Origin of the sequence: Mesorhizobium sp. B2-8-1 (assembly GCF_006440955.1) — a bacterium.
Classification (GTDB): domain Bacteria; phylum Pseudomonadota; class Alphaproteobacteria; order Rhizobiales; family Rhizobiaceae; genus Mesorhizobium.
Genome location: NZ_VFTX01000002.1, coordinates 135,089 through 159,263 on the forward strand (window position 1 = coordinate 135,089; position 24,175 = coordinate 159,263).

The 24,175-nt window shown below is 65.4% G+C and carries 25 protein-coding genes; 17 read left to right on the plus strand and 8 right to left on the minus strand.

Going from position 1 to position 24,175, the window contains the following annotated elements:
• Positions 1–41 precede the first annotated feature (41 nt).
• A complete protein-coding gene (locus tag FJ428_RS04925) occupies positions 42–2,138 on the minus strand; it encodes an EAL domain-containing protein (protein WP_140657694.1) in 2,097 nt (698 codons plus the stop codon).
• 216 nt (positions 2,139–2,354) lie between these two features.
• On the opposite strand from FJ428_RS04925, the gene FJ428_RS04930 reads away from it, so the two are divergent.
• On the plus strand, positions 2,355–2,804 hold the full coding sequence (locus FJ428_RS04930; RefSeq protein WP_140521496.1) for an ester cyclase: 450 nt from the start codon (positions 2,355–2,357) through the stop codon (positions 2,802–2,804).
• A 243-nt stretch (positions 2,805–3,047) separates the two neighbouring features.
• Positions 3,048–4,139 carry a phosphatase PAP2 family protein gene (locus FJ428_RS04935; protein ID WP_140557844.1) on the plus strand — a complete coding sequence of 364 codons (1,092 nt, stop codon included), beginning with the start codon at positions 3,048–3,050 and terminating at the stop codon, positions 4,137–4,139.
• A gap of 55 nt (positions 4,140–4,194) precedes the next feature.
• On the opposite strand, the gene FJ428_RS04940 is transcribed toward FJ428_RS04935, so the two are convergent.
• Both FJ428_RS04940 and FJ428_RS04945 read right to left on the minus strand, forming a co-directional pair.
• A complete protein-coding gene (locus tag FJ428_RS04940; RefSeq protein ID WP_181167216.1) occupies positions 4,195–4,731 on the minus strand; it encodes a hypothetical protein in 537 nt (178 codons plus the stop codon).
• A 121-nt stretch (positions 4,732–4,852) separates the two neighbouring features.
• Complete coding sequence (locus FJ428_RS04945) at positions 4,853–5,179, minus strand: DUF1330 domain-containing protein (RefSeq protein WP_140500048.1); 327 nt, start codon at positions 5,177–5,179, stop codon at positions 4,853–4,855.
• 177 nt (positions 5,180–5,356) lie between these two features.
• Here FJ428_RS04945 and FJ428_RS04950 point away from each other — a divergent pair, with 177 nt between their 5' ends.
• Positions 5,357–6,049 carry a helix-turn-helix domain-containing protein gene (locus FJ428_RS04950; RefSeq protein WP_140500050.1) on the plus strand — a complete coding sequence of 231 codons (693 nt, stop codon included), beginning with the start codon at positions 5,357–5,359 and terminating at the stop codon, positions 6,047–6,049.
• Between the two features lie 87 nt (positions 6,050–6,136).
• Here FJ428_RS04950 and FJ428_RS04955 read toward each other — a convergent pair whose 3' ends face one another.
• Complete coding sequence (locus FJ428_RS04955) at positions 6,137–6,322, minus strand: transcriptional regulator (RefSeq protein WP_140500052.1); 186 nt, start codon at positions 6,320–6,322, stop codon at positions 6,137–6,139.
• 123 nt (positions 6,323–6,445) lie between these two features.
• Here FJ428_RS04955 and ada point away from each other — a divergent pair, with 123 nt between their 5' ends.
• The 4 genes from ada (at position 6,446) to FJ428_RS04980 (ending at position 9,340) form a co-directional block, all read left to right on the plus strand.
• The gene (gene ada, locus FJ428_RS04960; RefSeq protein ID WP_181167217.1) at positions 6,446–7,525 is read left to right on the plus strand and encodes a bifunctional DNA-binding transcriptional regulator/O6-methylguanine-DNA methyltransferase Ada; all 1,080 of its coding nucleotides are present in this window, start codon (positions 6,446–6,448) and stop codon (positions 7,523–7,525) included.
• A 12-nt stretch (positions 7,526–7,537) separates the two neighbouring features.
• The gene (locus FJ428_RS04965; RefSeq protein ID WP_140500055.1) at positions 7,538–7,768 is read left to right on the plus strand and encodes a hypothetical protein; all 231 of its coding nucleotides are present in this window, start codon (positions 7,538–7,540) and stop codon (positions 7,766–7,768) included.
• Between the two features lie 286 nt (positions 7,769–8,054).
• The gene (locus FJ428_RS04975; protein WP_140557843.1) at positions 8,055–8,600 is read left to right on the plus strand and encodes a methylated-DNA--[protein]-cysteine S-methyltransferase; all 546 of its coding nucleotides are present in this window, start codon (positions 8,055–8,057) and stop codon (positions 8,598–8,600) included.
• A complete protein-coding gene (locus tag FJ428_RS04980) occupies positions 8,597–9,340 on the plus strand; it encodes a 2OG-Fe(II) oxygenase (RefSeq protein ID WP_140657692.1) in 744 nt (247 codons plus the stop codon). Before FJ428_RS04975 ends, FJ428_RS04980 begins: the two co-directional genes overlap by 4 nt.
• A 148-nt stretch (positions 9,341–9,488) precedes the next feature.
• Here the strand turns inward: FJ428_RS04980 and FJ428_RS04985 are convergent, their stop codons facing one another.
• Entirely contained in the window at positions 9,489–10,076 is a 588-nt protein-coding gene (locus tag FJ428_RS04985; protein WP_140657691.1) for a dihydrofolate reductase family protein, read from the minus strand.
• Positions 10,077–10,216: 140 nt separating this feature from the next.
• On the opposite strand from FJ428_RS04985, the gene FJ428_RS04990 reads away from it, so the two are divergent.
• On the plus strand, positions 10,217–10,633 hold the full coding sequence (locus tag FJ428_RS04990) for a helix-turn-helix domain-containing protein (protein WP_140657689.1): 417 nt from the start codon (positions 10,217–10,219) through the stop codon (positions 10,631–10,633).
• A 144-nt stretch (positions 10,634–10,777) separates the two neighbouring features.
• Here the strand turns inward: FJ428_RS04990 and FJ428_RS04995 are convergent, their stop codons facing one another.
• The gene (locus FJ428_RS04995) at positions 10,778–11,014 is read right to left on the minus strand and encodes a hypothetical protein (RefSeq protein ID WP_140500063.1); all 237 of its coding nucleotides are present in this window, start codon (positions 11,012–11,014) and stop codon (positions 10,778–10,780) included.
• Between the two features lie 141 nt (positions 11,015–11,155).
• On the opposite strand from FJ428_RS04995, the gene dinB reads away from it, so the two are divergent.
• Entirely contained in the window at positions 11,156–12,397 is a 1,242-nt protein-coding gene (gene dinB / locus FJ428_RS05000; protein ID WP_140500065.1) for a DNA polymerase IV, read from the plus strand.
• A gap of 47 nt (positions 12,398–12,444) precedes the next feature.
• Here dinB and FJ428_RS05005 read toward each other — a convergent pair whose 3' ends face one another.
• A complete protein-coding gene (locus FJ428_RS05005; protein ID WP_140500066.1) occupies positions 12,445–12,978 on the minus strand; it encodes a sterol desaturase family protein in 534 nt (177 codons plus the stop codon).
• A gap of 280 nt (positions 12,979–13,258) precedes the next feature.
• A complete protein-coding gene (locus FJ428_RS05010; protein WP_140728506.1) occupies positions 13,259–14,443 on the minus strand; it encodes a Gfo/Idh/MocA family oxidoreductase in 1,185 nt (394 codons plus the stop codon).
• Between the two features lie 331 nt (positions 14,444–14,774).
• Here FJ428_RS05010 and FJ428_RS05020 point away from each other — a divergent pair, with 331 nt between their 5' ends.
• From FJ428_RS05020 to FJ428_RS05055, 8 genes are all read left to right on the plus strand, one after another.
• The gene (locus tag FJ428_RS05020) at positions 14,775–15,668 is read left to right on the plus strand and encodes a MurR/RpiR family transcriptional regulator (protein WP_140500070.1); all 894 of its coding nucleotides are present in this window, start codon (positions 14,775–14,777) and stop codon (positions 15,666–15,668) included.
• 70 nt (positions 15,669–15,738) lie between these two features.
• Positions 15,739–16,521 (plus strand): SDR family oxidoreductase, encoded by a 783-nt coding sequence (locus FJ428_RS05025; RefSeq protein WP_140879026.1) that lies wholly within the window; start codon positions 15,739–15,741, stop codon positions 16,519–16,521.
• Positions 16,518–18,053 carry a mannitol dehydrogenase family protein gene (locus FJ428_RS05030; RefSeq protein WP_140879027.1) on the plus strand — a complete coding sequence of 512 codons (1,536 nt, stop codon included), beginning with the start codon at positions 16,518–16,520 and terminating at the stop codon, positions 18,051–18,053. Before FJ428_RS05025 ends, FJ428_RS05030 begins: the two co-directional genes overlap by 4 nt.
• A gap of 38 nt (positions 18,054–18,091) precedes the next feature.
• A complete protein-coding gene (locus FJ428_RS05035; RefSeq protein WP_140879028.1) occupies positions 18,092–19,006 on the plus strand; it encodes a sugar phosphate isomerase/epimerase in 915 nt (304 codons plus the stop codon).
• A gap of 101 nt (positions 19,007–19,107) precedes the next feature.
• Positions 19,108–20,142 carry an ABC transporter substrate-binding protein gene (locus tag FJ428_RS05040; RefSeq protein WP_140582418.1) on the plus strand — a complete coding sequence of 345 codons (1,035 nt, stop codon included), beginning with the start codon at positions 19,108–19,110 and terminating at the stop codon, positions 20,140–20,142.
• 276 nt (positions 20,143–20,418) lie between these two features.
• On the plus strand, positions 20,419–21,969 hold the full coding sequence (locus FJ428_RS05045; protein WP_140630641.1) for a sugar ABC transporter ATP-binding protein: 1,551 nt from the start codon (positions 20,419–20,421) through the stop codon (positions 21,967–21,969).
• Complete coding sequence (locus FJ428_RS05050) at positions 21,966–22,937, plus strand: ABC transporter permease (RefSeq protein WP_140561105.1); 972 nt, start codon at positions 21,966–21,968, stop codon at positions 22,935–22,937. The genes FJ428_RS05045 and FJ428_RS05050 overlap by 4 nt, the downstream gene beginning before the upstream one ends.
• A gap of 229 nt (positions 22,938–23,166) precedes the next feature.
• On the plus strand, positions 23,167–24,153 hold the full coding sequence (locus tag FJ428_RS05055; protein WP_140516049.1) for an ABC transporter permease: 987 nt from the start codon (positions 23,167–23,169) through the stop codon (positions 24,151–24,153).
• Positions 24,154–24,175: the final 22 nt, after the last annotated feature.

The window sequence follows — 24,175 nt, forward strand, 5'->3', positions numbered from 1 at the left end:
GTTGGAGTGGCTCGGCGATTCTGGCGGGCGGCTTGCCCGCTTCAGGCGCGCCGCCTGTCGGGCGTTCCGGCCGTCGCGCGCGAAACGATCGCCTCCAGCGGCTCGGGACGATGCAGCAAGAAGCCCTGGCCATAGGCGACGCCCATGTCCTGGAGCATGGCCAGCGTATCGTGCCGTTCGATCTTCTCGCCCACCACGGCGAAGTCGAGGCTCCTCGCAATGCCGGTCATCGCCAGCACGATCTCGCGATCGAAGCGGCTGTCGGTGATATGTTCGATGAACGAGCCGTCGATCTTGATCGCATCGACGGGAAAGCGCCTGAGATACTCGAACGAGCTCATGCCGGCGCCGAAATCGTCGAGGCTGACCCGGCAGCGTCGCTCGCGCGCCTTGCGCACGAAGTCCTCGGCGGCGTCGAAATTGGTGACGGCCGCGGTTTCGGTGATCTCGAATCCGATGCCGGAATGCGGCGCACCGGTTTCCTCGATGGTGTTGTCGACGAAATCCCACAGCCCCGGATCGCTCAATGTCTGAGCCGACAGGTTGAAGCCCAGCGTCAGCGCCCCGGCACGCAGCGCCGGTCCGTGCCGCAACAGCGCCGTGCGAATGATCCAGCGGTCGAGTTTCGAGGCGATGCCGAAACGCTCGGCCACCGGGATGAATTCGCCCGGCGGCACCAGCCGCCCGTTGCGCGCGGCGAGCCTCGCCAGCACTTCGACGTGCCGGCACTCTTGCCATGGCTTTCCCAGGAGATGGATTTCCTGGCCGAACAGTTTCAGCCGCCCGTCGTCCATGGCATCGACGGTGTCGGCTGCGATGCGCGCCGCATTGAGGCCGGCGGCTCCCGATCGCGCCGCGGCCGAAAACACCGTGAAGCGGTTGCGCCCCGCCGCCTTGGCCGCGTAGCAGGCGTCGTCGGCGCAAGCCAGCGCATCGGCCACGGTGGTCGTGGCATCATCGATGAAGGCGATGCCGATCGAGGCCGCCAGTCGGCGCGATGACGCGGCCGGACCGAGATCGGCCTCGCGCACCGCCCCAAGCACGGCGCCGGCGATCCGCTCGGCCTGCACCGCGTCGCAATGCGGCACCAGCAGCGCGAACTCGTCACCGCCCAGGCGCGCCGCATGCGCCGACGACGGCAGGCAGCCGCGTATGCCCCCCGCGACGCTCTTCAGCGCCAGATCGCCGGCGGCATGCCCGGCGAAGTCGTTGAGCGCCTTGAAGTAATCGAGATCGACATAGAACACCGCCAGCGGCGCCCCCACCGCGATATGCTCGCCAAGCAGCCTGTCGAAGGCGGCGCGGTTCCACAGGCCGGTCAGCGCGTCGTGGCGGGCGGCATAGGCCAGTTCCTGTTCGCGCAGCTTGTCTTCGGTGATGTCGCGCACCGTGCCGAGGATCTGGCCGGCGGCACCGGCGGCGGCGACGAAACGCACCAGCGATTCGACATGACGGATATCGCCGTCGCGCCTGATGATGCGATATTGCGCGGCAATGACGCCGTCGGTTTCCAGCGGCGCCCTGTGGGCGCGTTCGGCCGCCTGCTTGTCGTCGGGATGCAGGTAGCTGTGCCATAGGTCTGCCGTCACCTCGTCGGTAACGGCGACAAGGCCGAATATTTCCCTGGTGCGGGAATCCCAATAGCTTTTGTTGCTGGCGATGTCGTAGTGCCAGATGCCGGTGCCGCTGGCCGCGAGCGCCAGGCGGAAGCGGATGTTGACCTGTTCCAGCGCGGCCTCTGCCGCCTTCTGTTTCGAAATATCGGTCTGCACGCCCATCAGCCGGATCGGTTGGCCGTCGCGGTCGCGTTCGACGATGCCGCCGCGGTCGAGCACCCAGACCCAGTGGCCTTGCTTGTGCCGGAGCCTGAGCTCGGTCTCGATGGTGTCGGTCAGGCCGGCGATGTGACGGTCGCCGCTGGCCAGCGCCTGCTCGCGATCGTCGGGATGGGTAAGCCGCAGCCAGAGGTCGCTGCTGTTGGCAAGCTCGCTTTCGTCATAGCCCAGCATCCGCGCCCAGGTGGCGGAATAGAAACACTCGCCTGTCCGAAGGTCCCAGTCCCAGACGCCAAGTTGGGCGCGCTCCAGGGCCTTCTCCCAGAACGTTCCATTACGGCTTTTCTTGTCCTGACCCGCCATCTTCCGTTTCGTCCAACCCCGCCGGGGGCAATCTGCGGCAAAACCAGAGAAGAAAGCGTTACCACGCCGGTGGCTCCGCCGCGTTCCTCGCTTGCGGTCCCGACTTTCGATTGGCGGGCAAGAAGCGGAGTTTGCCCGCCCGCCGATCCTCCTAGTGTTTGCGCGGGGTCGCCGCCCGCCCTGGCGATCTCGTGCAAACACAAGAGGACTTTTCCCATGACCAAACAGGAAGACAACAAGGCCGTCGTCGCTAGATGGTTCACTGATTTCTGGGGTGAAACCTGCGATCTTTCCGTCGTCGACGCCATCGCCGCGTCCGACATGCTGCTCAAATATTCGCTGCATGAACCGCGCCGCGGCCGCGAGGACATCAAGGCCTTCATGACCGATTTCCGCGCTGCCTTCCCGGACCTCAACTTCTGGGCCACCGCCGACCTCATCGCCGAAGGCGACTATGTCGTCGGCCAGTGGGAAGGCGGCGGCACCCATGCCGGTCCGGCCTTCAGCGATTTCCTCGTCGGTTCGCTGCCCGCCGCCACCGGCCGCACCATGCGCTTCACCGGCACCACGGTGCTGAAGGTGATCGAGGGCAGGATCGTCGAGGAGATCGGCCTCGACGACGGCGTCGCGGCGTTGACCCAGCTCGGCCTGATCAAGGCGGCTTGAATGAGAGGGACCATCGCCGTCCAGGCAGTGGTCCCTCTCGATTGCACGTGCGTGACGAAAGGCCTCTTGGCAGCAACCCAACACAGGGCCAGCACCGCCATGGTCCTCAGCCCGTATTTGAATACAATACTACACTATTGAGTATTACATTGGAAACCAGACACCATTACGGGTGCAACAAGATATTAATACGTTGCCGCCAGAACATTCATAACAAGTTCGAAAGCTGGCGGGACCTCCCTGATGAGTGGGTACACCGGAACACAGGGCGGCGATCTCCGATCGGTTTCCACTGTTGATCTTGGCGTGGCGACAACCAGAAGCAGCTGGCTGCTGACGGGCCTGTGCCTGGTCTGCGTCGCGACGGCGCTTTGCCTGCGGCCTGAGCGATATCTTCTGCTGTCCATAAAGTACTTCGGGACATTCCTCGGCTTGCTGCCGGTGCTGCTGGTGGTTGGCCTCGGGTTAACGGCATTGGTGTATGGCGGGCCCAGGCCGACAAGATTCATGGTGCACATACTCAAGGAACGCGGGCCGGCGGCCGCGCGGGTCGTCTTGCTATTCTTTCTCGGCATCATCGCTTTCACGACATTCAGGATCACCATACCGGAGATCGTGCCTTACTATGCCGATCCCATGCTGGCCGACCTCGATCGTTGGCTGCACGGCGTCGATCCTTGGGTATGGACGCACGGCATCGTTTCAAAGCCCGCCTCCATGCTGGTTTTCAAGGCCTATATGTCCTGGTGGTTCATGCAATGGCTTGGCGTCGTGCTCTTCGTCGCCTTCTGGAACAGTCCCGCCCGGCGCATCCGCTATCTCTGGGCGTTCGCGCTCACCATGATGTTGTGTGGCACCGTTCTTCCAATCATGCTGTCATCCAGCGGGCCGATATTCTACGACCGGTTCTATGGCAGCAGCCGATTTGCCGGGGTGCTCGCAGCGCTGATGGCAGACCCGTATGCCTTGCCGGTGCGGTTCGCCGCCAGCTATCTGCTCGATGCACACGACAGCGGCAGCTCCGCGCTGGGCAGCGGCATCACAGCAATGCCGAGCATGCATGTCGCCATCGTCACGCTCAATGCCTTCTTCCTCACCGGCTTTGGTCGCCGCTGGGCCGTTGCAGGCTGGTCGTTCGCCGCACTCATCCTGTTCGGCTCGGTCTATACCGGCTGGCACTATGCCGTGGACGGCTACCTATCGATCATCGTGGTCTCTCTGCTCTGGTACCTGACCGGACGCTTCGTTCTACCGGCATCGGGGCAGCAGGCTTCCGACGTGGCCCAACAGTCTTCCGATACGGGATCGGCGGCCCCCAATCCCGCGCCGCGATAACGGGCCGGAGCGGACAGCGTCGAGCCAGGCGGCCTTCACCGCCTGGCTTCATTGCTTACTGGCTGGGCGCCACCGCGTGTTCGCACGACACTTTCGGGTTCATGTCGGCGAAGGTGCCGGTCGGGTTGCCCTTCCAGGCCCAGACATGCAGCTCGTAGAATTCGCCCAGGCCGTAACGGTTGGGCGCACTGTTGAAGTTGAACAATTGGCCGTCCAGTGACGCCGGCCCCTTGGCGGTGATGTATTCGACCGCCACCAGCTTCAGTGTGCCGTCGGCCATCGGCTCGTACATCACGGCCTCGGGACGGGCGATGTCGATCTTGTCGTCCTTCAGGTACTGGCCGTTGACATAGTGAATGCCCATCGCGCCGCCGGTGATGCCGCTGGCGCAGGGAATGGGCGCATAGCCTTCGTCCGTGGCGACCTTGACGTCGAGGAACCGGCCGTTCGCCGCCCGCACCTTACCGGCCAGTGGATTCGCGCCGGATGTAAATGCGACCTCGTCCTGATGGGCCTGGGCGAAAGTGGCGCAGACGGCCAGCATGGCCCCCGCCATGAGAAGCCCGTTGTGGAATTTGCGTATCATGTTCATTCCATTCTTCTTGAAAAGGCCCAGCGCGCCGGCCGCCGGAAATACGGAGGCGCGGCAGGCAAGCGCCGTGATTGTCGTTGCTCGGAGAGCCCGAAAGCGATGCGACGGATGGAGGAAAGCTTCATCCCTTCGGCAGATACGGGATCGTCCCCGCCAGGTCGGTGTTGTCGATCATCTGGAAGCGGCTGTCGCTACCGTCCTGACGGGCCGAGACGAAGGGCGCGTAGGCCGGATCGTTGGCGAAGGCGCGCGCCGCCGCTTCCGACGGGAATGCCATCAGCGCGATCAGAGTGGTGTCGAGCGGCTTGCCTTCAAGCGTCTTCACATTGCCGCTGCGCGACAGATACTTGCCGCCATGCTTGTGGACGAGGTCGTGCACCGATGCGGCGTAGGCCGGCATCCACTGCGGGTTCTTCACCTTGATGTCTGCGATTACGTAGGTGGTCATGGTCTTCTCCCTGTTACGGCGCACAGGGGAGATCCCCGCGGCCGGTCAAAGGGCTCGCATGGCAGGGCCGGCGCCGGCCAGTCCGCGATCTGTACCGGGCCGGTACAGTTTCCGTACTGGCCGCTTCCTTCATGAAGGCCTAATGTTCAGCCCAGTTTCGAGGGAGGACGTCGGATCATGGCCCAGCACGGATACAAGCAGTTCTGCCCGCTATCGATGGCCGCCGAGGTGCTGTGCACCCGCTGGACGATGGTGCTGATGCGCGAATTGGTGGCGGGTTCGACCCGTTTCAACGACCTGCGTCGCGGCGTCCCCAAAATGTCGCCCAGCCTTCTGTCGCAACGGCTGAAGGAGCTCGAGCTCGCCGGGATCGTCGAGCGCAAGGAGGTGCCGGGCGAGAAGGGCATCTCCGAATACCGGCTGACGGAGGCCGGCCGGGATTTGCGCCCCGTCGTCGAAGCGATGGGCTTTTGGGGACAGAAATGGGTCGAGTCCCGGCTGTCCCTCAAGAACCTCGATCCGTCGCTGCTGATGTGGGACATGCGGCGCAATCTGAACCCCTCGCCGCTGCCCGACGGGCGCACCGTGATACAATTCCTGTACCAGGAGCTGCCGGCGTCCAAACGGTCGTGGTGGCTGATCGTCGAAAAGCATGGCGAGGTCGATCTGTGCTGGTACGATCCGGGCTTCGATATCGACCTCTACGTCTCGACCGACCTGCACACGATGACGGCGATCTGGATGGGATTGATCACCGTCGAGAAGGCCGGCGCGAAGGTCGCCTTGACCGGAGATCAGCACATCGCAAGGAAGATGCAGACCTGGCTCGGCCTCAGCCCGTTCGCGGTCGAGCCCAAACGGGCGGCGTAGAAACGAGGGCTCGGGGAACAGCGATCGGGCACCGGGAGCGGCGGCTTTCGCCTTTCGCGACAGGTTGAATGTGTGAGTGAATAACCTTCAACGGGATGTGGGTGCTTCGATAGGGTAGTGCTTATCCTCATAAGCGTCGATCAAGGTCGCGAGAACATCAAACCGGTAATCGCCAAGAGAGCCGATTTCCGGCTCGTTCTCGAAATATTGGATAATTTCGGCAATCGCCCGATCGTAATCGGCCTCGGTCTTAAGGGGTCGAATGTTTTCCATCACACCTTCTCCGGATCAATCTTGTCATATCCTTTGTGTGTCCCGACGAATACGCTCGCGTCCACCTCTCAATTGGCAGGAAACGGGTGGCGACGCGGGTCGTCTGCGGCTTCAATGCCGGCCATGTTCATCACCCTTGCCAAGGATCTCAAACCCGCGCCGCTGCCGGTCGCCGACGATCCGCGCTGGACGCAAGTCGTGGCGCGCGACAAATCGGCCGATGGCAGCTTCTGGTATTCGGTGGCGACGACCGGCGTCTATTGCCGGCCCTCCTGCCCGTCGCGGCGCGCCAACCCGAAGAACGTGCAGCTCCACGACACGCTGGACGAGGCCAGGGCAACCGGCTTTCGCGCCTGCCGGCGCTGCAATCCCGACGGACCTTCGCTCGAGGCCGGCAACGCCGCGATGGTGGCCGAGGCCTGCCGCAGGATCGAACAGAGCGAGGAAGAACCGTCGCTCGGTGAACTGGCCGCCGCCGCCGGCCGCAGCGCCGGCTATTTCCACCGCACCTTCAAGGCCGTTACCGGCCTGACGCCGAAGGACTACGCGGCCGCCCGGCGCGCCGAAAGGGTGCGCCGGGGCCTGGAAGACGGCGCCAGCGTGACAGCGGCGATCTACGATGCCGGCTTCAATTCGAGCGGACGCTTCTATGAGAAGTCGGCCGGCATGCTCGGCATGACGCCGACGCGCTACCGCGCCGGCGGCGCCAGCGAGGAGATCCGCTTCGCCGTCGGCGAATGCTCGCTCGGCGCCATCCTTGTCGCATCGAGCAGGAAGGGCGTCGCCGCAATCCTGCTCGGCGACGACCCGGACGCGCTAGTGCGCGACCTGCAGGACCGTTTCCCCAAGGCGCGCCTGATCGGCGCCGACCGCGATTATGAGGCGCTCGTCGCCCGCGTCGTCGGTTTCGTCGAGGCTCCAAGGCTTGGTCTCGACCTGCCGCTCGACCTGCGCGGCACCGCGTTCCGGCAGCGCGTCTGGCAGGCCCTGCGGGACATCCCGGCCGGCCGCACCGTCTCCTATGCCGAGATAGCAGGGCGCATCGGCGCGCCGAAGGCGACCCGCGCCGTTGCCGGCGCCTGCGCCGCCAACGCGCTCGCGGTCGCCATTCCCTGCCACCGCGTGATCCGCAAGGACGGCGCCCTGTCCGGCTACGCCTGGGGCGCGGAGCGCAAGCGCGCGCTGCTCGGCCGCGAGGCCTGAGGAGGAGCGGCAATGGGCGCGATGGCAAGATCTTCCACCACCGATGCGGACATTGGGATCCCCCATCGCGGCGCCGTCAGACGCGCCAAAGATGCGCGGTCGCTGGTGATGGCTGCGCTCGGGGAGCTTGTCGAGAGCGGCAAGGCCGAGTGGAGCCGTGGCGCGACAGGCGAGATCGAACTGCGGCTGTTATCAGGCGAGGTTTTTTTGCTTGGCGAGGTTGCTGTCATTCGTATCGCATAAATCAGCGCTCTACGGCGCCCCCCTCTGTCCTGCCGGACATCTCCCCCACTTGGGGGGAGATTGGCTGTCACAACCGCCTTCGCCAATCTACGACGTTGCAGGAATGAGTGGGGCGCCGAAATTGCCAATCTCCCCCCTCGTGGGGGAGATGTCCGGCAGGACAGAGGGGGGGCGCCGTAGGGTACTTACCTCCGCACCGTTCCGGAAATTGAATTTGAAAGCAACCATCGGAGTGAGGAACGGAAGGCACGCGGCTAGGGTTCAGGCACACAGAAGGAGTGAAGCAATGAACCTCATGCAAACCCACACGCCGGCGACAGCCTCCGGCGCCGACACCATCACCTACGCCATCGCCCAATCCGCGATCGGCAAAATCCTCGCCGCGCGCGGTTCCCTCGGCGTCTGCGCCATCCTGATCGGCGACGACGCAGAGGCGCTGGCGCAGGACCTCGCCAGCCGCTTTCCCGGCAAGATGCTGGTCGAGAACGAGACCGCCTTGCATGACGATCTCGCGGCGATAGCATGTTTCATCGAAACGCCCGCCGCCGGCCTGGACCTGCCGCTCGACATCAGCCACGGCACGCCGTTCCAGCAAAAAGTTTGGGGCGAGCTTCGCAGCATCCGCCGCGGCGCAACCATCACCTACGCCGCCCTTGCCCAGCGTCTCGGCCAATCGAACGGCGCCCGCGCCGTGGCGACGGCCTGCGCCGCTAACGCGATCGCGCTCGGCATTCCCTGCCACCGCGTCGTCCGCGCCGACGGCACGCCCTCCGGCTACCGCTGGGGCACTGAGCGCAAGCACGCTTTGCTCGACAAAGAGGCCGCGATATGAACGCCCATGCCAAGGTTGCGGCATCGGTGGTGAAAGCCGCCGAGGAACGCGTTGCCGCTTACGACTGGCCAGCCCTAGCCGCCGAACTCGACGGCTTCGGCTGTGCGGTGATGGAAAAGCTGCTCACGCCGCAGGAGTGCCGACAACTCGCCGGGCTCTATCCGCATGAAGAACATTTCCGCAGCCATATCCACATGGCCAGGCACGGCTTCGGCAAGGGCGAATACCGCTATTTCCGCTACCCCTTGCCGGACCTGATCGGCGGGCTGCGCACGGCGCTCTATCCCAGGCTCGCCGAGGTCGCCAACCGGTGGAACGAGCGCATGGGCATCGCCATGCGCTATCCCGAAACGCATGCCGCCTTTCTCGAACAGTGCCATGCCGCCGGCCAGGTCAGGCCGACGCCACTTCTGCTGCAATATGTGCCCGGCGACTTCAACTGCCTGCACCAGGACCTCTATGGCGACCTCGCCTTTCCGTTGCAGGTGGCGGTTCTGCTTTCAGAACCCGGCGAGGATTTCACCGGCGGCGAGTTCGCCCTGACCGAACAGCGGCCGCGCATGCAGAGCCGGGTGGAAGTGGTGCCCTTGCGCCAGGGCGATGCCGTCTCCTTCGCCGTCCACAATCGGCCGGTGCAGGGCACCAAGGGCAATTACCGCGTCAATCTGCGCCACGGCGTCAGCCGCCTGCGCTCGGGCATGCGGCACACGCTCGGCATTATTTTTCACGATGCCAAGTGAATTGGGAGGTCAAGGCGTGGACCAATGGGTACATTGAGGCGCGTCATCCCTTCTCCCCTGGGAGAAAGTGGCCTCGCGCTTGGTCCTGCATCGCCGACTACCATGCCCAAAACTCAAGGCAGGTATAATATTGCGCGATGCCTTTCGGTCAGCCGGCCGGCGCGTAGCGGCTCACCACCATGCCGCTCGCATAGGCCTTCGAGCCGAGCAGCCGCAGCCTGCCGAACCCGCCTTGGTCGAAGATGCGGCGGCCGGCGCCCAGGACGGCCGGGTTGATGAACAGCTGGAACTCATCGACCAGCCTGGCCGCGATCAGCGCCGAGGCGAAGCCGGCGCCGCCGAACACCGCGATGTCGCCGCCCTCACCCCTCTTCAGCAAGTCGACCTCCCGCGGCAGGTCGCCGCTGACCACTGTCGTGCCCTCCCATCGCGAGGCCTTGAGCCTGTCGCTCGGCACCACCTTCCTCGCCTCGACGATGCGCTGGGCGAAAGCATAGAACGGGTCGCGCGGATATCTCTTCGCCGCATTGCCCCAATGGGCGAGGTAGCCTTCCTCGGCCATCTTACGGCTCAAGAGGATGGTATCGATGCCGGCGAAGACGGCGTTGAAGTCCCGCTTCAGCTCCTCGTCCCAGGCGCTGTCGTCGCCCCATTCCCAGAGCTGCCAGCGATGATCCCCGGCGGCGCCGACAAAACCGTCGACCGACATCTGCATCTGGAGGATCAGCTTTTTCATTATGGTTCTCCCAGTCAAGGGCCGAGCGGCTCGTTTTACCCGTCCGGCCGGCACGGTTGCCGATGGTTTACATTTGGAACTATTGACCTGAGATGAAAACGATGTCAATAGTAAAGCGATTTAAAAATGGAACCATACACATGTCGACACAGGACCGGTCTGGCTGCCCCATCAACCTGTCGCTCGAACTGCTCGGCGACCGCTGGACGCTGCTCATCATCCGCGACCTGGTCTTCGCCGGAAAAAAGCACTTTCGCGAATTCCTGCAATCCGATGAGGGCATTTCCTCGCGTACGCTGGCCGAGCGCCTCCAGACATTGCAGGACGAAGGTATCCTCACCCGCAGCGGTGATCCCACGCATGGGCTGAAGGCGATCTATCGCCTGACCGAGGCCGGCATCGACCTTGTGCCCGTGCTGGCCACGCTCGGCGCCTGGGGCAGCAAGCACCGCAAGGCCGACGATGATCTGGCAAGGATCGCCGATAAGCTCGCTGCCGACGGCGAGCCGGCGCTGGAGCGCCTCAAGCAGGCGCTGCGGGCGGAGCATCTCGGTTGATGGATGTCGCCAAGGCGGCCTCGGGGACAACGACCCGCACAGGCAACGCGCCTCAGAAAGCGCGTCACGGCCCTCTGTTCGGAATAGCGCAAAAACAAGCAATTGGAACGGTTGCGTGATGCATTGCAGCACGCCGGCGACGAGCTATGGCGTGCGCAATATGTCGGCGCCCGCCTGCTCATCGAACAGCACGGCGCAGCCGCACTGCAGCGCGACTTCACTCAGCGCATTCGCGACTGTTTCGTCGGCCGAGACGAAATCGCCGGTCAGCACCCGCAATTCCTCCACGGCCTTGGCCATCGAAACCAGCCGCCCCGCGGCGCGGTCGGTCGAGCAGGCGTTGACGACGCAAACCAGATCGATCATTTCAAAGTTGCCCATGCCAGCCTCCGCACGCGGCGCCCTTCGGCCGTCAACGCGATTGTGAGCGACAATGTTCCGGCGGATCGCGACCTCGCTTGACAGCGAGCAATGTTTGTTCTCTTTATGTTCCATACTCTACAACGTCGCGAGGAACCGGGGATGGAGCCCACCATCCTGCATGCCGATCTCGACGCTTTCTACGCCTCGGTCGAGCAGCTTCTCGACCCCTCGCTGCGCGGCAAGCCGATCGCGGTCGGCGGCGGCGTCGTGCTCGCCGCCTCCTACGAAGCCCGCGCCTTCGGCGTGCGCGGCGGCATGCCGGGGCGCAAGGCGCGCGAGCTCTGCCCGCAGTTGATTTTCGTCGGCGGAAATTTCCGCGACTACCAGCGGCTCGGCGACGCCGCGATGAAGGTGCTCGACGATTTCACGCCGCTGGTCGAGCGCATCTCCATCGACGAGGCCTTCGCCGATGTCGCCGGTTGCACGCATCTGTTCGGCCAGCCGCGGGAGATCGCCTCGACCATTCGCCGCCGCGTGCGAAGCGAACTCGGCCTGCCGATCTCGATCGGCGTGGCGCGCACCAAGCACCTGGCCAAGATCGCCTCGCAGGTGGCCAAGCCCGATGGGCTGGTGGTGGTCGAGCCCGGCACCGAGATCGCCTTCCTGCATGACCTGCCGGTCTCCCTGATGTGGGGCGTCGGCCCGGCGACCAGCGCGCGGCTGGCCGAGATCGGCGTCCAGACAATCGGCGAACTGGCCAGGACGCACAGCGGCGCGCTGGCGCGGCTGCTCGGCCCTGCCGCCGGCGAAAAGCTTGCCGCCTTGTCGTGGAACCGCGATCCGCGCAAATTGGAAACACGTCGCCGCGCCCATTCGGCCGGTGCCCAGTCGGCGCTTGGCCGCAAGCCGGCACTGGAATGCGTCTACATCCCCGTCCTGCTGCATCTGGCCGACCGGGTCGCCAGCCGGCTGCGCGCCAAGGCGCGCCCCGGCCGCACGGTGACGGTGCGCGTGCGCTTCGCCGACCTCAGCGCCGTCACCCGCTCGATCACGCTCGACCAGCCGATCTCGGCGACGGTGATGCTGGCCGAGATCGCGACAGACCTGGTGCGGGGCGTGCTTGCCGATCATCCGCATGACAGGACGATTTCGCTGCTGGCGATCTCGGTCTCGCATCTGGAGGAAAGTGCCGAATTGCAGCTCGAACTGCCGCTCGGCCTCGCCGACGAAAAGCGCCGCCCCGGCACCAGGAAGGGCCTCGCACGCTTCGGCGCCGACCGCGCCATCGACAAGATCCGCGAGCGTTTCGGCAAACAGGCCGTCGGCTACGGCACCGTGGCGCTGGAGGCGGCCCGCTCGGTGCCCGACGAGTTCAGGGAATTGGCGCAGAAGGAATTGTAAGCGGGAATGGCTGTCTGCGCTTCCCGAATGGCGCACACCAGTTGGCTTCAGAGCCGCATCGTGCCGAAGACCCGATCCCAGAACAGCGACGTCACGCCGAAATTGACGTTTTCGTCGACATGATGATGCAGCGCGTGGCGGCGCTTCAGCGTGTAGAGATAGCTCGGATGAGTGGGATGCCAGTGATGGATCACATGGTGGATGCTGACGTACCATAGGTAGCCCAGCATCAGCCCGCAGCTCGCCGCGCTGGCGACCGCGAAATCCGAGACCATCCATACGGGAAAGAACGCGACAAGCGCATGCACGCCGAGGCTGAGCCAGGTCGGCGTGCCCACCGGACTGCGCTCCTCGACATGATGGCGGGCGTGCAGATCCCTGATCCAGGGAATGTGGTGAAGGACGAAGCGGTGCATGACGTATTCGATCAGCGTCCACAGACACAGGCACGCCAGCGCCGTCGCCAGCCAGCCTGGCGCGCTCTCTTCGCCGGCCTCGATAAGCCCGGCCACAGCCAGCAGGGCGATCGCCAGGGGGTAAACCACGAAGTCGCTGTAGTATCCAATGAGACCGAGTTCCATCGGAGCAAGCCTTCAACGCCGAAGAAGCGACAGATTGCCGAATGCGCGGGCGGGGAGCAACGCGGATGCGCCTGACATAGCGTCGCAATCACCTCGCGCAAGGTCGGCGGCAACGATTTGGAAGCCAGTCAACCGGCTGTTGCCTTCGAAACCAGCCTCGCAACGGGCTTGAAAAATGGCGGAACACAGCGCGGTCCCGAATGGACGGCCAACTCTTGATCGCCGTCAACCGCGCGGCACCGTCGGGCGTGGCCGCGATGTCACATTGGATGGCACACCCTCACCCGAACCTTGCCGCCGTCCACGCCCCGTCAGCCGCGTTCGACTCCACCGCCGCGGCGACGAACTTCACGCCGCGCGCGCCGTCGACCACATCGGGCACCTGCGCCGCCCGGGCCGCATCGACGGCGGCGCCCGAACGATGCGCGCGGATGATGTCGGCGGCGTCGCGGTAGAAATTGGCGAAGGCCTCGATATAGCCTTCGGGATGAGCGGCCGGCATGCGCGACACGCGCCGGCTTTGCTCGGTCGAGCCATGGCCGCCGCGCACGAGCGTGCGGCTTTCCTCGCCATATCTGGAGAAGCGCAGTTCCTCGGGCCGCGTGCCCGACCATTCAAGCCCCGCCTTGTCGCCATAGATGCGCACGGAGAGATCATTATAGTGGCCGGGCGACGTCTGGCTGGCCAGGATCGTGCCGCGTGCCCCGCCCGCCCAGCGCACCAGCACATGCGCGTTGTCATCGAGCCGCCGTCCCGGCACGGCGGTGAACAGGTCGGCCGACACCGTCTCGGCCTCGCGGCCGCTGATGAAACTCGCCAGGTTGAAGGCATGCACGCCGATATCGGCCAGCACCGCCGACTGGCCCGCGCGCGCCGGGTCGGTGCGCCATTCCGCCTGTTTCTGGCCGTCGGCATCGATCGGCCTGGTCAGCCAGTCCTGGATATAGGCGCCGTGCACGGAGACGATGCGGCCGAGTTCGCCCGCCGCCACCATCTCGCGCGCCTGGCGCACCATGGCGTAGCCGGTGTTGTTGAGGGTGACGACGAAGCGGCGATTTTTCTCCCGCGTCAGCGCCACTAGGGCTTGCGCCTCGCCCAGCGTCGTCGACAGCGGCTTGTCGCAGATCACATCGATGCCGGCTTCCAGAAAGGCTGTCGCGACCGGCGCGTGCAGGTGGTTGGGCGTGACGATGACGACCGCCTCGATGCCATCCGGGCGCGCCGCCTCCGCCTTTGCCATCATGCGGTAATCGGCATAGCTGCGCTCCGGCGCGATGCCGATCTCGGCGGCCGAGGCGGCGGCGTTCCCGGGGTCGGACGACAGCGCTCCGGCCACCAGCGCGATCTGGTCGTCGAGCCGCATGGCGAGGCGATGCACCGCGCCGATGAAGGCGCCCTGCCCGCCTCCCACCATGCCGACGCGCAAACGCTTGCCCGCCGATCCGTCCGATGTCGCATAAACCATGTTTGTCTCCTCCGATTTAAGGATGTTAAGCCAGCACCCACCGTCGAGCTCTGTAGCGCCCCCCTCTGTCCTGCCGGACATCTCCCCCACAAGGGGGGAGATCGGATGTCACGCCGGCTTTCGCCAAATTGCCAGCGTTGCATGAAAGGCGTCGCGGTCGACGCTGCCAATCTCCCCACCTGTGGGGGAGATGTCCGGCAGGACAGAGGGGGGCGCCACAGGGTGCTATGTTGAATGGATCGAACTTCTTCGCTGCAGAACAGCTACCACCCTCGAACAGGATTTCCAATTTTCATATTGTAAAACGATCGTATCGCGCTAGCCTGAAATCATGAGCGGGGCGCGCAAATCATCCGGACGGTCCAGCGCCGACGAGGCGACGACCCGCAAGCGCGGGCGCTCGCTGGCGGCGCTCGGCTATATCAAGCCGCAGACTTACGAGGAGCTGCGCGCGGTGCTGTCGTCGGGCACGGTCCATTTCCCCAAGCGGCTGCGCCAGGTCGCGATCTTCCTGTGGCAGCATCCGAGCGACGTCGCGCTCGGCACCATCGCACAGGTCGCCGCGCAGGCAGGGGTGCAGCCTTCGACGCTGGTGCGCTTCGCCCAGATCTTCGGCTATGCCGGCTTTTCCGATTTCCAGGGCCTGTTCAAGGACCATGTCAAGGCGTCCTGGCCGGAAGGGCGCGGCCAGGAACGCACGCCGCGCGTATCCAATGCCGACCTGCATTTCCTGCGCGGCATGGTCGGCGCCTCGCAGGCCTCGCTCGGCCGCATCGAAACCGGCTTCGATATCGAGAGCTTCGAGAAAATGGTGGCGTTGCTTTCGGCCGCCGAGCTGATCTACGTCATCGGCTCCAAGCGCGCCTTTCCCGTCACCAGCTATCTCTCGCTGACCTTGTCGCAGCAAGGCGTGCGCAATGTGCTGGTCGACAATGTCGGCTCCACCGCGCTCGACCAGGTCGGCTGCATCGGCAGACGCGACGCGGTGCTGGCGGTCTCCTTCAGTCCCTACAATTCGATCACGCCCGACCTCGTCGCGGTCGCCCACGAGCGGCGCGCGCGGATCGTCACCATCACCGACAGCACTTTTTCTCCGCTGGTCAAGTTCTCGGACACCTGGCTGGAAGTTGTGGAACAGGACTTCGCAGGCTTCCGCTCGCTGGCGGCGTCGCTCGCCGTCGGCATGGCTTTGGTCCATGGTGTCGTGGCCCAACGGGCAGAATGATTGCGCGGTTGACTAACGGGAACTGACATTCCATATCTTCAGAAATAGAAACTTTGTTCCGGGAGGAGGAATGGAGCTTCAGCTCGACGGCAAGATGGTGCTGGTCACCGGCGCGACGCAAGGCATCGGCCGGGCAGTCGCCGAAACCTTGGCGCGTGCCGGCCCCGGCGGCCTGCTGGTCACCGGCCGCGACGGGACGCGCGGCGAGGCCGTTGCTGCGGAGCTCTCGCAAGCGGGCACGCCGGCACACTTCATCGCCGCCGAGCTTTCTGACCCGGCAGCCCCTGCCCTCCTGGCGCAAGCCTGCATCGACCGCTTCGGCCGTATCGACGGTCTCGTCAATGCCGCCGGCCTGACCGACCGGGCCTCCTTCCTCGATGCGACCCCCGACGACTGGGCCTCGCTGTTCGCCGTCAATGCCCGCGCCCCTTTCTTCCTCATGCAGGCGGCGATTGCCGACATGCGGAAGCGGGGCCAGGGCGGCGCGATCGTCAACATCCTGTCGATCAATGCCCATTGCGGCTCGCCCGAGCTCGCCGTCTATTCCGCCACCAAGGGCGCGCTGGCGACGCTGACCAGGAACGCAGCCAACGCCCACCGCTTCGACCGCATCCGCGTCAACGGCATCAATGTCGGCTGGACCGATACGCCCGCCGAGCGCGTCATGCAGGCCGAGACGCTCGGCCACGGCGCCGGCTGGCTCGATGCCGCCAACGCCGCGCAGCCCTTCGGCCGGCTGTTCTCGGCGGAGGACGTGGCCAGGCTCGCCGTCTTCCTTCTCTCCGACGCCGCGGGACCGATGACCGGCTCGCTGATCGACCAGGAACAGTGGGTGATCGGAGCCAACCGGTGAGCACAGCCGCGCCCGAGACGCTCGGTCCGGCCTTGCTCGGCCGCCTGCCGGCGACGGTGCAAAGGCCCGGCTATGACCGTGCCTTGCTCCAGGCAGGCATGGCGCATCTCGGCGTCGGTGCCTTCCACCGCTGCCACCAGGCCGAATACACCGACGACCTCCTGGCGCGGAGCTTCGGCCGCTGGGGCGTGGTCGGCATCAACATCCGTCCGCCGGCGCTCGCCGATACGCTCGGCCCTCAGGACGGGCTCTACACCAGGCTCATCCGCCAGGATTCCCATGTCGAGGCCCGCGTCATCGGCAGCATCGTGCGCGTTGTCGATAGCCAGGCGAGCGCTATGCCCGCGCTCGAAGTGCTCTCCTCCCCGGACATCGAATTCGTGACGCTGACCGTTACCGAAAAGGGCTATTGCCATATTCCGGCCAGCGGCGCGCTCGACCTCGACCATCTCGACATCGTCCACGATCTCGCAAACCCGCTGACGCCGCGCAGCGTGCCCGGCATTCTGGCGCGGGCGCTGGAGCAACGCATGGCCACGCACGGCCGGCCGCTGACGCTGCTCTCGTGCGACAACATCCCGGCGAACGGCACCATCCTGGAAAATGTCGTGCGGACTTTTGCCGAACGGCGCGGCAACGGCCTTGCCGGCTGGATCGCGGCCAATGCCGCCTTCCCCAGCGCCATGGTCGACCGCATCGTGCCGGCGAGCACGCAGGCCGATCTCGACGGTGTGGAGCAGCTTTTCGGCTACCGCGATGGAGCCGTCGTTGCCGGCGAGCCGTTCCGGCAATGGGTGATCGAGCAGAAATTCGCCGGCCGCGTGCCGCGCTGGGACCTGGTGGGGGCAACCTTCGTCGACGACGTCACGCCGTTCGAGCATCTCAAGATGCGTGTGCTGAACGGCGCTCAGACGACACTCAGTTATCTCGGCGTGCTGGCCGGCCTCGAACACACTTTCGATGCGATGGCGGACCCGCTGCTGTCGGCCTTCGTGCGCCGCATGCTCGTCGAGGAGACTCTGCCAACGTTGAAGCCGGTGCCCGGCATGGACCCATCAGCCTATGTCGAGCAGAGCCTTGGCCGTCTGCAGAATACCGCGATCCGCCACCGCAACCACCAGATCGCCACCGACGGCTCGCAGAAGATCGTGCAGCGCCTGCTCAACCCGATCCGCGATCGGCTGGGCGAGGAAAAAAGCATTGCGCTGCTGTCGGTATCCGTCGCCGGCTGGATGGCCTATCTGATCCAGGCTTCGCCCCGGTTCGGCCGGCGCTGGCCGGTGTCGGACCCCTATGCCGGCAAGGTCGCTGGCTTAGCGGAGGCAAGCGGACGCGACATCCCGGCGCTGGCCGCGGGCATCCTGGCGATCGACGCCATCTTCGATCCCGCCCTCGCCGCCAACGACATGTTCCGCAAGGCCGTCACATCGGCGCTCGACGGGCTGTTGTCGGACGATCCGATGGCAACCGTCAGGCATGCATGCGCGCAACCGGCAGATGAGCGGTTGAAGCAACCGGCACGATCTGCATAGTAGGAATCGGTCGTGAATTCACGACCGGGGGAGGCACTATGAGGCTTGGACTGCTCACCGCACCGTTCGCGGAGACGCCGCTCGACGCGGTCGCCGACTGGGCAAGCTCGGCCGGCTTCGAGGCGCTGGAAATCGCCTGCTGGCCGAAAGCCTCGGGCGCCAGCCGCCGCTATGCCGGTACCAGCCACATCGACACCGCCGCGACCTCGCCGGCGCAGGCCAGGGACATCGCGGCAAACCTTGCCGGCAAGGGGCTGACCATTTCCGGTCTCGGCTACTATCCCAACCCGCTGCATCCCGATGCCGCCCACCGCAAGACGGTGATCGACCATCTGAAGCAGGTGATCGTGCTGGCCGCGAATATGGGCGTGCCCCTGGTCAACACCTTCTGCGGCGGCGATGCCTCGAAGACCGTCGACGTCAACTGGCAGCACGCGCTCGAAATCTGGCCCGATATCGTCGCCCATGCGCGCGATCACGGCGTCAAGCTCGCTTTCGAGAACTGCCCGATGATCTTCAGCTATGACGAATGGCCGGGCGGCCACAACATCGCCTATTCGCCGCTGGTCTGGCGCCGCATCCTCGAAACCTGGGGCGGCGATGTCGGGATGAATTTCGATCCTTCGCACCTGGTCTGGCAGATGATCGACCAGGCCCGCTTCATCAGGGAATTCGGCCCCTACATGCTGCATGTCCATGCCAAGGACCTGATGATTGATCATGATGGTTTGTACGAGCGCGGAATCCTTTCGTCTGGCATAGGCTGGCAGGTGCCGCGCATGCCGGGGCTGGGCGATGTCAGCTGGAACGGCTTCTTCTCCGGCCTCTATCGTGCCGGCTACGACGGCCCGATCATCATCGAGCACGAGGACCGGTGGTTCGAGGGCAGCGACGATAAGGTCAAGCGCGGTTTCCTGCTTGCCCGCGACGTGCTGCGTCCCTTCGTCAAATGAAGGCGCAAAAACAACATCGAGGCGCCGCCTGAATCTCTTTCTGCGCGGCCCGGTGTAACGACTTGGAATCGAAACGAAAATCAAAGTGGAGGAAATCTGAAATGAAGAAATACCTGACCATGGTGCCGCTCCTTGCCGGCGCTGCCTTGCTGGCCTCGATGGGCGCCTCGTCCGCCGAGGGCAAATACACGATCGGCATCTCCAACACCGTGCAGGGCAATGGCTGGCGCGAGGAGATGGTCTGCGCCATGAAGGCGCAGGCGCTGGCCTCCGGCGAAGTGACCAAGCTCAACATCGCCCACCGCAATACCGACGCCGCCGGGCAGCTCGAGGACATCCGCAACCTGATCAGCGCCAAGGTCGACGCCATCGTCGTCAATCCGGCTGATCCCGCCGGCATCAAGGCGGGGCTGGAGGAAGCCACCAAGGCCGGCATCGTTGTCGTCGCCGTCGACCAGGCGGTCACCGAACCCTCGGCCTACATCATCTCCAACAACCAGGAACAATATGCCTATCTCGGCGCCAAATGGCTGTTCCAGCAGATGGGCGGCAAGGGTGAGGTGTTTTACATGCGCGGCGCCGCCGGCGCCTCCGCCGACTCGGATCGCGACAAGGGCTTCAAGAAGGCGCTGGCCGAATTCCCCGACGTGAAGGTCGCGCAGGAAGTGTTCACCGGCTGGCAGCAGGACCAGGCCAAGCAGCAGATGCTGTCCTTCCTCGCCACCGGCACACCGTTCAACGGCGTGTGGACCTCGGGCATCGACAACGTCATCGTCGACGCGCTGGTGGAATCGCAGGCGCCGATGGTGCCCGTGGTCGGCGCCGACAATGCCGGCTTCGTCGGCCAGCTGAATTCGGTCAAGGACCTGGTCGGGGCCGCCGTGACCAATCCCGGCTCGATCGGCGGCGCCGGCGTGACGCTCGCGCTCCAGATCCTCGACGGCAAGAAGCCGGCGCAGCAGACCGTTCTGGTCGAGCCGCAGCTCTGGGAAAACGCCACCGAGGAAGGCAAGGCCAAGCTGAAGGCCGCCGCCGATCCGTCGCTCAGCCCGGAATGGCCGGTCTCGATCTCGATCCCGGACTGGACGACCTACACCAAGGACCAGATCGTAGCGTGCAAGGGGCCGGGGGAGTAAGGGCTATTTTGACTGGCTAGCGAGGATGGCGTTTGCCGTCCCCGCCAACCAAAGGTTTGATAGGTTAGCGCTCTACGGCGCCCCCCTCTGCCCTGCCGGACATCTCCCCCATTTGGGGGGAGATTGGCAGTTTCGGCGCCGGCTCTCGTCTTGCCACGTTGAAAATTGGCGAAAGCCGAAGTTACGGCCAATCCCCCCTTGTGGGGGAGATGTCCGGCAGGACAGAGGGGGGCGCCGTAGAGCGCCAGCAATTGAGTTTCTGATACGGACAGCAATTTGACCACCAGTCCCCTCCTCGACGCCTCCGGCGTCGCCAAGAATTACGGTGCGGTTGCCGCGCTGCGCGACGCGTCGCTGTCCGTGCTGCCGGGTGAGGTGCATGCCCTGATGGGCGCCAATGGCGCCGGCAAGTCGACGCTGGTGAAGATCCTGACCGGCGCGGTTCCTGCCTCGGCCGGGCGCGTGCTGATCCGTGGCGAGGCGCGCGACATACGCTCGCCCGCCGCCGCGCGTCGCGCTGGCCTTTTGCCCGTCTACCAGGAACCGTCGCTGATCCCCGATCTCGACATACTGTCCAATCTGCGGCTGACCGGCACGCCCGTCGAGCCGTTCCGCGCCTGGGTGCGCGAACTTGGCATTCCCGACCTCGACCTGCGCGACACCGCGCGCGACATTCCGCTGGCGGTGCTGCGCGTGCTCGACCTGGCGCGGGCGCTCGCCGTCGAGCCCGACGTGCTGCTGCTCGACGAGATGACCGCGGCGCTCCCCGCCAACCTCGCTGAAAAAGTGCTGGAAGTCGTGCGTCGCCAGGGCGACAGCGGCCGCGCCGTGATCTTCATCTCGCACCGCTTCGTCGAGATCTCGGCGCTCTGCGACCGCGCCACCGTGCTGCGCGACGGTGCGACCGTCGGCGTTCTCGACATCGAGCCCGGCGTGGAGGAAAAGATCGTCGAGCTGATGCTCGGCGCCCGCATCGAGAAGACCAAGGTGACCGCCCGCGCCGCCGGCCAGGCCGCCACGTCGGCCCCTGCCCGCCGGCGTCTCGCCGTGCGCAATCTGCGCGTCGGCACCAAGCTCAACGACGTCTCCTTCGAGCTCGCCGACGGCGAGGTCGCCGGCGTCGTCGCGCTCGAAGGCCAGGGCCAGGATGAATTGTTCGCCGCCCTTGCCGGCTCGATCAAACCGTCCGGCGGCACGATCGAGGTCGACGCCCAGCCGGCGAAATTCACCCATCCGATCGACGCCATCCGCGCCGGCATCGCCTATGTGCCGGGCGACCGCTCCGAGGCCCTCGCCATGCAGCGCTCGGTGCGCGAGAACATCGCGCTGCCCTTCAGCGCCGCCTTGCGCAACTGGGGGCCGATCGCCATGCGCAAGGAGCGCGCCACGGTGGCGAGCGCCATCGCGCGCCTCCAGATCGACACCCGCGCGCAAGGCGAGGTGCAGCGCCTGTCCGGCGGCAACCAGCAGAAGGTGACCATCGCACGCTGGATCGCGGCGGACGCCCGCACCATCCTGTGCTTCGACCCGACGCGCGGCATCGATGTCGGCACCAAACAGGAGATCTACAAATTGCTGCGCGAGCTCGCCGGCCACGGCAAGTCGGTGCTGTTCTACACCTCGGAACTCGAAGAGGTGCAGCGCGTCTGCGATCGCGTCATCGTCATCTTCGGCGGCCGCGTCGTCGATATCTTCCCGGTCGAGGAGGCGGACGAGCCGGCACTGATGCGCGCCGCCTACGGCCTGCCGCGCGGCGCCAAGGCCGATGTCGGCATTTTGGCGGACCCCACAGCAAATACCCCGGATGCACCGGAGGTGACGCCATGAGCCATCTCCTGCGCCGCCAGGGCTGGGTCGCCGGCCTGTTCGCCCTCCTCGTCGTGCTGTTCGTCGTCACCAAGCTGATCCAGCCCGGCTATGGCAGCGGCGATTTCGGCTCGCTCGCGCGGGCCGTCTTGCCCTACGCCTTTGCCGTGGCCGCGCAGACCGTCGTCGTCATCGCCGGCGGCATCGACCTGTCGGTCGCCGCCATGATGGCGCTGACCAGCGTCACCGCCGCCTCGATGATGGCCGGCGCCTCGGAAGAATACGCGCTGTTCGTGGTGCCTTTCGTACTGGCCATGGGTTTTGTGCTCGGCGCGCTCAACGGCCTGCTCATTGTCGCCACCCGTGTCCCCGACATCGTGGTGACGCTCGCCATGCTGTTCGTGTTGCAAGGGGCGGCTCTTCTGGTGCTCGGCGCGCCGGGCGGCGCCGCCGCCGAATGGCTGAAGGCGATGATTTCAGGCACGGTCCCGATACCCGGCCTGCCGCAGAACATCGACGCCTGGCTGCCGAAGGCTCTGCTGGTGCTGATCATCTGCCTCTGCATCGTCTGGATACCGCTGAGGCGCTCGCGCCTCGGCCTGTCCATCTACGCCATCGGCTCGAGCGAGCTGGCGGCGTTCCGCAGCGGCGTGCCGGTCAAGCGCACCCGCATCATCGCCTATGCGTTGTCGGGCCTGTTCGCGGCCATGGGCGGCCTGGCGCTGACCATGAGCACCGGCATCGGCGCTCCTATTCCCGGCCCCTATCTGCTCGCCAGCGTCGCGGCCGTGGTGCTGGGCGGCGTGGCGCTGGGCGGCGGCAAGGGCGGCCTGCTCGGCCCCATCGTCGCCGTCTTCGTGCTGCGCCTGGTGCGCACCGACCTCACCCTGCTTGCCATCGACCCCAACGTCACCGCCATCATCGAGGGCCTGATCATGGTCGCCGTGGTGATGTTCGGGGCTTTCATTACGATGCGGGGTCGGCAATGATGAGGGAGAATGAATTGGCGCATAGCGCTCTACGGCGCCCCCCTCTGTCCTGCCGGACATCTCCCCCTCAAAGGGGGAGATTGGCAGCTTCGGCGTCTCGCTCATTCTTGCAACGCCGACAATTTGCGAAAGCCGTCACCCCATCCGATCTCCCCCCTAGAGGGGGAGATGTCCGGCAGGACAGAGGGGGCCGCCGTAGGGCGCTACATTTGCAGACAAGAGCCACCCCATGAGCACGTCAGCAATCACGCCCCAACCCGTCCCCTTCGGCCGCCGTGTCAAACGCTTCATGGCCGACCGGCCGCTGATTCCGCTGGTCATCCTGCTGGTCATCCTGGTTGTGATTTTGCAGATCCTGCGCCCCGGCATCGTCAACGAGCGCTGGATCGCCAACACCATCAAATTCGCCATTCCCTTGGCGATCCTTGCCGGCTGCCAGACCATGACCATGCTGACCGGCGGCATCGATCTCTCTGTCGGCACGGTGGCGACGATGAGCGCCTTCATCATGGCTACGCAAGCCGTCAACCAGGACCCAGCCGTGGCCTTCCTCCTGGCGATGATGCCGGCGGTGCTGATCGGCCTCGTCAACGGCATCGGCGTCGGCGTCTTCCGCGTCCATCCGCTGATCATGACGCTGGGCACCAGCCTGATCGGCACCGGCTTCCTGCAGGTCTATCAACGCACGGTGATCGCCTCGGGCGCCAAGATCCCCGATTTCCTCGCCTGGCTCGGCACCGGCGTGACCGCAGGGTTTCCCAACGCGCTGCTTCTGTTCGTCCCCGTCGCGGTGCTGATCGTCTTCGGCCTCAACCGCACCGGTTTCGGCCGCCTGCTCTACGCCGTCGGCGACAATGAGCGCGCGACCCGCCTTTCCGGCGTGCGCTACTGGCAGGTCATCACCGCGCTCTACGTCCTATCCAGCCTGCTCGCCGGCATCACCGGCTTGCTCTATATCGGCTTGATCAAGGCCCCTTCCCTGTCCCTCGCCGAACCGCTGGTGCTGCCCTCCGTGGCCGCCGCCGTCATCGGCGGCACCTCCATCTTCGGCGGCCGCGGCGGCTATACCGGCACCATCATCGGTGCCTTGATCCTGACCGTGCTGACGACGCTGCTGACGATTTTGCAGATGCCGGAGGGGGCAAGAAGGATCCTGTTCGGCCTGATCGTGCTGTTCGTGACGGCGGCCTATCTGCGGATCGTGGAGGAGCGGTAGGGAGGGGCCGCCGGCTCATCCC

Excerpts from the sequence above, each read along its gene's own strand:
- FJ428_RS04975 (WP_140557843.1), top strand. The coding sequence starts at position 8,055 with ATGAACCTCATGCAAACCCACACGCCGGCGACAGCCTCCGGCGCCGAC.
- FJ428_RS04945 (WP_140500048.1), bottom strand. The coding sequence starts at position 5,179 with ATGACCACCTACGTAATCGCAGACATCAAGGTGAAGAACCCGCAGTGG.
- FJ428_RS05050 (WP_140561105.1), top strand. The coding sequence starts at position 21,966 with ATGAGCCATCTCCTGCGCCGCCAGGGCTGGGTCGCCGGCCTGTTCGCC.
- FJ428_RS04940 (WP_181167216.1), bottom strand. The coding sequence starts at position 4,731 with ATGAACATGATACGCAAATTCCACAACGGGCTTCTCATGGCGGGGGCC.
- FJ428_RS04950 (WP_140500050.1), top strand. The coding sequence starts at position 5,357 with ATGGCCCAGCACGGATACAAGCAGTTCTGCCCGCTATCGATGGCCGCC.
- FJ428_RS05035 (WP_140879028.1), top strand. The coding sequence starts at position 18,092 with ATGAGGCTTGGACTGCTCACCGCACCGTTCGCGGAGACGCCGCTCGAC.
- FJ428_RS04995 (WP_140500063.1), bottom strand. The coding sequence starts at position 11,014 with ATGGGCAACTTTGAAATGATCGATCTGGTTTGCGTCGTCAACGCCTGC.
- ada (WP_181167217.1), top strand. The coding sequence starts at position 6,446 with ATGTTCATCACCCTTGCCAAGGATCTCAAACCCGCGCCGCTGCCGGTC.
- FJ428_RS04985 (WP_140657691.1), bottom strand. The coding sequence starts at position 10,076 with ATGAAAAAGCTGATCCTCCAGATGCAGATGTCGGTCGACGGTTTTGTC.
- FJ428_RS04925 (WP_140657694.1), bottom strand. The coding sequence starts at position 2,138 with ATGGCGGGTCAGGACAAGAAAAGCCGTAATGGAACGTTCTGGGAGAAG.
- FJ428_RS05005 (WP_140500066.1), bottom strand. The coding sequence starts at position 12,978 with ATGGAACTCGGTCTCATTGGATACTACAGCGACTTCGTGGTTTACCCC.
- FJ428_RS04980 (WP_140657692.1), top strand. The coding sequence starts at position 8,597 with ATGAACGCCCATGCCAAGGTTGCGGCATCGGTGGTGAAAGCCGCCGAG.
- FJ428_RS05055 (WP_140516049.1), top strand. The coding sequence starts at position 23,167 with ATGAGCACGTCAGCAATCACGCCCCAACCCGTCCCCTTCGGCCGCCGT.
- FJ428_RS05025 (WP_140879026.1), top strand. The coding sequence starts at position 15,739 with ATGGAGCTTCAGCTCGACGGCAAGATGGTGCTGGTCACCGGCGCGACG.
- FJ428_RS04935 (WP_140557844.1), top strand. The coding sequence starts at position 3,048 with ATGAGTGGGTACACCGGAACACAGGGCGGCGATCTCCGATCGGTTTCC.
- FJ428_RS04955 (WP_140500052.1), bottom strand. The coding sequence starts at position 6,322 with ATGGAAAACATTCGACCCCTTAAGACCGAGGCCGATTACGATCGGGCG.
- FJ428_RS04965 (WP_140500055.1), top strand. The coding sequence starts at position 7,538 with ATGGGCGCGATGGCAAGATCTTCCACCACCGATGCGGACATTGGGATC.
- FJ428_RS05040 (WP_140582418.1), top strand. The coding sequence starts at position 19,108 with ATGAAGAAATACCTGACCATGGTGCCGCTCCTTGCCGGCGCTGCCTTG.
- FJ428_RS05020 (WP_140500070.1), top strand. The coding sequence starts at position 14,775 with ATGAGCGGGGCGCGCAAATCATCCGGACGGTCCAGCGCCGACGAGGCG.
- dinB (WP_140500065.1), top strand. The coding sequence starts at position 11,156 with ATGGAGCCCACCATCCTGCATGCCGATCTCGACGCTTTCTACGCCTCG.
- FJ428_RS04930 (WP_140521496.1), top strand. The coding sequence starts at position 2,355 with ATGACCAAACAGGAAGACAACAAGGCCGTCGTCGCTAGATGGTTCACT.
- FJ428_RS05010 (WP_140728506.1), bottom strand. The coding sequence starts at position 14,443 with ATGGTTTATGCGACATCGGACGGATCGGCGGGCAAGCGTTTGCGCGTC.
- FJ428_RS04990 (WP_140657689.1), top strand. The coding sequence starts at position 10,217 with ATGTCGACACAGGACCGGTCTGGCTGCCCCATCAACCTGTCGCTCGAA.